Annotated in this window: 6 protein-coding genes; 3 read left to right on the forward strand and 3 right to left on the reverse strand. The window is 47.2% G+C overall.

What is annotated here, in order from left to right:
• Positions 1 to 279: 279 nt before the first annotated feature.
• The 3 genes from H6F80_RS11445 to H6F80_RS11455 all read left to right on the forward strand — a co-directional run bounded on the left by H6F80_RS11445 (position 280) and on the right by H6F80_RS11455 (position 3844).
• Positions 280 to 969, forward strand: coding sequence for an alpha/beta hydrolase (locus tag H6F80_RS11445; protein WP_190791679.1), 690 nt, complete (start codon positions 280 to 282; stop codon positions 967 to 969).
• A gap of 612 nt (positions 970 to 1581) precedes the next feature.
• Positions 1582 to 2646, forward strand: a complete 1065-nt coding sequence (locus H6F80_RS11450; protein WP_190791680.1) for a glycosyltransferase family 2 protein — start codon at positions 1582 to 1584, stop codon at positions 2644 to 2646.
• A 208-nt stretch (positions 2647 to 2854) separates the two neighbouring features.
• Entirely contained in the window at positions 2855 to 3844 is a 990-nt protein-coding gene (locus H6F80_RS11455; RefSeq protein WP_242067300.1) for a Rieske 2Fe-2S domain-containing protein, read from the forward strand.
• Positions 3845 to 3941: 97 nt separating this feature from the next.
• Here H6F80_RS11455 and H6F80_RS11460 read toward each other — a convergent pair whose 3' ends face one another.
• The 3 genes from H6F80_RS11460 to H6F80_RS11470 all read right to left on the reverse strand — a co-directional run.
• Positions 3942 to 4391: a GNAT family N-acetyltransferase gene (locus H6F80_RS11460; RefSeq protein ID WP_242067301.1), complete on the reverse strand. Its 450-nt coding sequence runs from the start codon at positions 4389 to 4391 to the stop codon at positions 3942 to 3944.
• Positions 4392 to 4428: 37 nt separating this feature from the next.
• Positions 4429 to 4839: a DUF4345 family protein gene (locus H6F80_RS11465; RefSeq protein ID WP_199296517.1), complete on the reverse strand. Its 411-nt coding sequence runs from the start codon at positions 4837 to 4839 to the stop codon at positions 4429 to 4431.
• Positions 4840 to 4870: 31 nt separating this feature from the next.
• The coding region (locus H6F80_RS11470; RefSeq protein WP_190791683.1) for an amidase at positions 4871 to 6221 on the reverse strand (1351 nt) is incomplete at its 5' end.

Here is a 6221-nt window from a genome sequence, read left to right on the forward strand (position 1 = left end):
GAATCTTCTTGTCTAATACTCGCGTCATCGTTTTTAATTTCCTAAAAATTAATTGCTAAACCGTTTTAATCCTTAAGATGAGTGAATTCAATTCTCCAGTGGCTTAGCATAAATAAAGAGCTTAATCGCACTCCCGTAATCATTTTGGCTTCTTACTGGACAAGGCGTAGTTTTCTCCAATGTGGAATTGGGGCTGCTTTGGCGATCGCCCTTAAGGAGGAATTGCTTTGCAGCATCCCTTCTCATCTCATCGGCTATGTAAAACGAGACAGATTCCCAATGAAAACTGTGAGACCAGAAAGTTTCGCGACAGCAGGGCGGCTACAGGCTCGCCCCACTCAGCCCACCGCAACAGGTTTTCCCGGACTGCATCCCCTAAATCTAGAGCGTCAGCGCGACGGATTAATCTATGTGCCGCCAACCTATCGAGCAAATCAGCCCGCCCCGCTATTGCTCATGCTGCATGGTGCAGGTGGCGACGCAGAAGGGGCACTGAGAATCGTTCGGGAATTAGCAGATCCTTTTGGAATGATTGTGTTAGCGGTAGACTCACGCCAGCAAACCTGGGATGTGATTATCAACGATTACGGTCCTGATATTGCCTTTCTCGATCGTGCACTGGCTCAAACCTTCGATCGGTATGCAATCAACCCAGATCAGGTGGCGATCGCAGGATTTTCAGATGGCGCGTCCTATGCCCTTTCCGTTGGCATTACGAACGGCGATTTATTTCCCCACATTCTTGCCTTTTCACCCGGATTCATGACTCCTGCCGCGCGGAACGGAATGCCTCGCTGTTTTATTTCCCACGGTAATCGAGACACGGTGCTGCCGATCGATCAATGCAGCCGTCGAATTGTGCCGCAGTTGCAGCGAGCAGGCTATGACGTGGTGTATCGAGAATTTGATGGTCCTCATACTGTACCTGGGACGATCGCCCGCGAAGGCATTAACTGGTTTACAGCTTGATTAGAAAATGAATACAGGAATGATTTCAAATCGATTCACCGATGGGATAAAAGGGTTTGGAATGAAAGAGCTTGGGACAAAAGGGTTTGGAATAAGCGAGTGTATGGTATAAGAGAGAGCTTGTGAATTGTGCTGGCGATCGCGCTGTAAAACGAAACGACGAACGTTCAGCAAATGAATTCAAAACATAAGCCAATCTAAATTTTGGAATTGGGAAAAACGCCAAGCGAAACTGACTCAGAAAAAAGATTTACTGGTGCGGCTCGATGAAATTATTCTTTGATAAGCAATTTCGCCCCACGTCAGAACTAATTTATAAGAACCAATTCATAGCAAACCACGCAAGAGCAATGCGAGACGGAAAGCGATAGATGTCGGGATGATGTTCAAACTACTGCTCCTGCAAAAATTGATCCTGCAACAGTTTTATAACAATGCTGTATAACAATAAAAGGGATTGCTGTGAATGAAGTTGCTGATGTCTTAACTGGAAATTCAATGAGCGCGATCGAGTGGATACTTACAACTTGGGCAGTGCTTTCTTGCCTTGCTTGGGGCTTAAGCTACCTCAAAGCGGTTCATGGAGTTTGATCGATACGACTGCTCAAGCAGTTGCAACCACAATCGCCTCAAACCTTTCCAAGGCTTAGTATTATTATCCCAGCTTGTAATGAAGGTGACACCCTTGGGCAAGCCTTGACGACGCTTCTCAAGCAGGACTATCCCAATCTAGAAATCATCCTCATTAACGATCGCTCCACCGACAACACAGGCGACATCGTTGACCAGTTAGCGAGCCAAGACGATCGCATCGTGCCTGTGCATATCACTCATCTGCCTCCAGCATGGCTGGGAAAAGTTCATGCGCTGCATCTTGGCAGTCAGAGGGCTACGGGAGACTGGCTTCTCTTTACGGATGCAGACGTTCATTTTCAGCCGGGTGTTTTGAAGAAGACGATCGCCTTATGCCTTGAAGAGCAGCTTGACCATCTTTCCGTAGCAGCTGAGGCTTATAGCCAGTCGTTTTGGCTTGATGTAACGCTGGCTGCCTTCGGTCTCCTGTTCTTGAATAGTATCAACGCCTCTGAGATCGGCAAACCCGAATCGGACAGTTTCGCTGGCAATGGAGCCTTTAACCTGGTGCGGAAATCTGTTTTTGATCGAACCGCTGGGTTTGCTTGGCTGCGAATGGAAGTTGTTGACGACTTAGGACTTGCGCTGATGATGCAGCAGGCTGGAGCGTGGAACTGCTTGGTGTTCGGAACTGATGAGATTGGTTTAACCTGGTATCCCTCTTTATCTACAATGGTGCGCGGCTTAGAGAAAAATCTCTTTGGTGCGGCTGCCCATTATCGCTATTCCAGTTTGTTTATCACGGTGGTGCTGCTCTGGCTGCTTAATCTGGGTTGGGTTGTTGCAATTCTACAGCAACCAGGATCCTGGCTGTGGGGATTTGGGATTGCTGCCTATGGATGTTTGCTGCTTTATGCTTGGGCGGTGTGGGCTAAGCTAAGGCGTTTTACCTTTGGCATGTTGTTGATTCCAGTCGGGCAGCTCATTCTCTCGGTTATCCTGCTGCGTTCAGCGTTCTCCTGTTGGCAACAGCAGGGCATTGTTTGGCGCGGCACTTTATATCCTTTGCAGCAGTTGAAGGATGGGCAGCGAGTCAAAATTTAGCGCATTGAGCGTATTGATATTACGCCGAATCGTCTGATCTGAGTGAACACGGCAGCGAAACTATCCGCAATCACCCAACAAATGTTTCCTACTCCAGGGGGAGTCGCCCCATCTTGTTGGACAGGAAACTTATCTTAGGGGTATATAGTGGGCTGGTCAATCTTGCTCAAAAGAATTTTCTTAATGATTAGCCAAACTTGAGAAGATTATGACGATGCTACAAGGTACTCCGTGGCTATTGGCTCATCGATCGATGCTGAAGCCAAATCAGCCTACGAAAGTTTCGCTGTATGGCAACGATTACGTCTTATGGCAGGATGACAACGGGAACATCAGTGCTTTGCCCAACGCCTGCCCTCACATGGGCGCAATGCTCTCTGAAGGCTGGTGTGTTTCTCGTTCAGATGGGCGCAGTGCGATCGTATGCCCATTTCATGCTTTAGAGTTTGACCATACCGGATGCACAGTTTTACCCGGATCAAACAAACCTACAAAATCGCTGCTGAAGCCGTTAGAGCTAATTGTTCAAGGGGACTTCGTTTGGTCGTATGGTGGGGTCGAGCCAAAGATTTCGATTCCGAATATTCTGAATCAAATTGCAGCCGAATATGATTTTATTGGCTTTGTTGCTGATTGGAGCGTTAAGACTGATTTGCTGTCGATGCTATTAATTATGCACGACTACAATCACCCCAACGGAACCCATCGTGCATTATTTGAAATTGAAGAAGTACACTTCAAAAAGTTTATTGATAACGGGCTACATTCCCATGCTTACTACGACACCCCAAGAGCAAAAAACAAATTTCAGGACATCTTAAAGCATCCGGCTATTCTAGCACTGCCAAAAGTTCTGAATATTCATGTCGAAAACTTTTTTCCTGCGATCGTCATACTACACGAAGACGCCTCGCTCGGAAGCGTGAAGCAATGCCATCTCTTTGTTCCTGAATCCGAAACGCATACCCGCACTTATGTTTTAATGTTTGGAAAAGCAAAGTATCCGATCGCCAATTTAGCAAAACACAATTTTCTAAAACTGGTAGGAACCGCTGTCGAACAAGATACTGATATTTTAAGCAAGCTCTATCCTAATAGCCCTAAGCATATCAAACTCAATAACGAAGTTGGAATGGATTGGGTGAAACGAAACTTTGAGAATTTTCCGGCGATCGTCGAGCCAAATTTATCTCAATAAACAGTGACTTTTCACGGGTGCAAGCTACCAGAACAGTAAAAATTCACGGCTGATCAACTGATTGACCTCAGCAAACGCCTATAGAAATAGGTGCATTCTACAAAAGCTTTTCCATTGCATAGTTTATGAATCCCTCACCCCGGCGCATCACTTCTTGCTCCTTGACCACTGCAAACCCCATACGTTGAAAAAATGGTTTTGCGGTAATGCTTGCCTCAACAAATAACCGATTCAAGGACAGTTCATACGCCTTTGCTTCAATGGCTTGATAAATTCGGCTGCCTACTCCGCAACGTTGATAGTTTTTATGGCAGTAGAAACAATCAATATGCCCGTTCGGCTCTAGCTCTCCAAATCCCGCAATTACGCCATCATCGTCAGCAACATAGGTGAATCGATTTGAGCACACTTCTACCCAATTTCTAAATTGAATATCTTCAGGTGCCCATGCTTTGACTTGGCTGTTTGAATAATCACGCACATTAATTTCACGTACTGTTTCATGAAACAACCGTGCAATCTGTTCAGCATCTTGGGTTTGAAACAATCTTACTTCCATACGTCAATCAAGGTTTCCTAGCAACTCATCTCTTTTGCATTGTCACAAAGAAAAGCAAGACGATCGGGAGCAACGCCACAAGTCCTAGAGAGCTGAGCTGTGTCACATTATCGAATAGCGAGAAGTGGTGAGTTTGTGTCAGGTGAAAGATGAGGTGCGGCACTGCGAAGGCGAACCAACTCACCAGTGCAACTTGGATGATTTGTCGTTCGAGCAAAACTGCTGCCGCAGCCAGTAGTACCCCGAAGCCAAGATTGTTTGCACCGTAGTCCCGAACTAGATGTTCGTTGTAGGGCCCCAGAGTTGAAACCCAATTTCTACCAGGGAGCGGGAAGATTTCATAGAAGTGATAGGGAGCCAAAAAAGCCCAGAAGCCAATGAATAGAGGAACAACCGCTAGGAGCCATAAACCCCACTGAATCCAACTACCACGCATTAAATGTTGATCGAACTTGCTGTTCATACTTTCAATAACGTGGAGGATGTTGAAATGTGCCAATGACCTGATCAAGCTGTTGAGCGATCGCTATTAATTCCATCTCTCTCCACCGCTTGCCCACAATCTGGATTCCAATCGGTAGCCCATCCTGCGTTTGCCCAATGGGAATGACGATGACTGGATGCCCGCTTAAATTAAACGGCATGGTGTACGCTCCATTGGCAACTCCGTATGGGTAAGCTCTGCCATCGACCTCAACGGCACTCCAGGGGGGACGATGGGTGAATGCAGCCGTTGCAGCCACTGGCACTAACCAAACATCCCATGACTCTAATGCCGTATCCAGTTGAGCAATGAAGCGATCGCGCTCGGTCAGCGTTTCAAAATATCCCTTCAAACTGGGATTAAGTAGCTCTGGAAGAAATCGGCTGAAGTCTCCCAATTGTCTGAGTTTCTTGTCACCTTGGGTGGCTGTACGAGCGATCAACCCTAAACTGCGTCGAATGTTGTAGCGATCTCTCGGTTGAGCATAGGTGTTGTTATAGGCTGCAACTCGCATGTACAGGTTCAACATCTTTGAGGTATCAAAGCCTTGGGGAAGCCAGCGTTCTACCTTCGCCCCTGCATTTGCCAGCGTTTGAGCTGTTTTCTGCATGGCGGTTCGGATATCAGCAGCGACTGGAATTTCACTCCACTCATCAATCCAGGCAATCTTGAGATCAGACAATGCTTTGCCAGAAGGCGTATCTAGGGGAACCGGAGGAACATCTGGACGGCGCACATCTGCTCCTGCAATCAGCGAAAAGCAAAGCCGAATGTCTTCCAAGGATCGCGCAAAACATCCAACGGTCATCATCTGTCGAACACACAAGGGCATACCAGGAACTTCAGGAATCATGCCGGCGGTGGAAATGCGGCGATCGGTGGATTTAAGTCCATAGACACCACAAAAGTGAGCAGGTTGACGCACAGACCCGCCAAAATCATTTCCCAGATCAAGGGGTGAAAGACCTGCAGCGATCGCGGCAGCACTGCCCCCTGAACTTCCTCCAGGCGTGTAGGCTAAATTCCAGGGATTGTTGACTGGCGGAAACAGAGAATTAATACTCTGGTAATCGGCTGCGAGTTCGGCTGCGTTGGTTTTTCCCAGGATAATTGCTCCTGCTGCTCTAAGTTTGGCAACGACTGTCGCATCCTGCTTGGGAATGTAATCTCTAAGGGGAATATAGCCTGCGGTTGTGCGGAGTCCAGCTGTTTCAAAAATGTCTTTAATCGTGACCGGAACTCCATGTAATGCGCCCCAATCTTCACCTTTTGCAAGAGCCTCATCTGCCTGCTTTGCTCTAGTTCGGGCATTTTCCGCATCAAGGGTGCAGATA

The organism is Leptolyngbya sp. FACHB-711 (assembly GCF_014695615.1).
Lineage (GTDB): Bacteria > Cyanobacteriota > Cyanobacteriia > Elainellales > Elainellaceae > Leptolyngbya_A.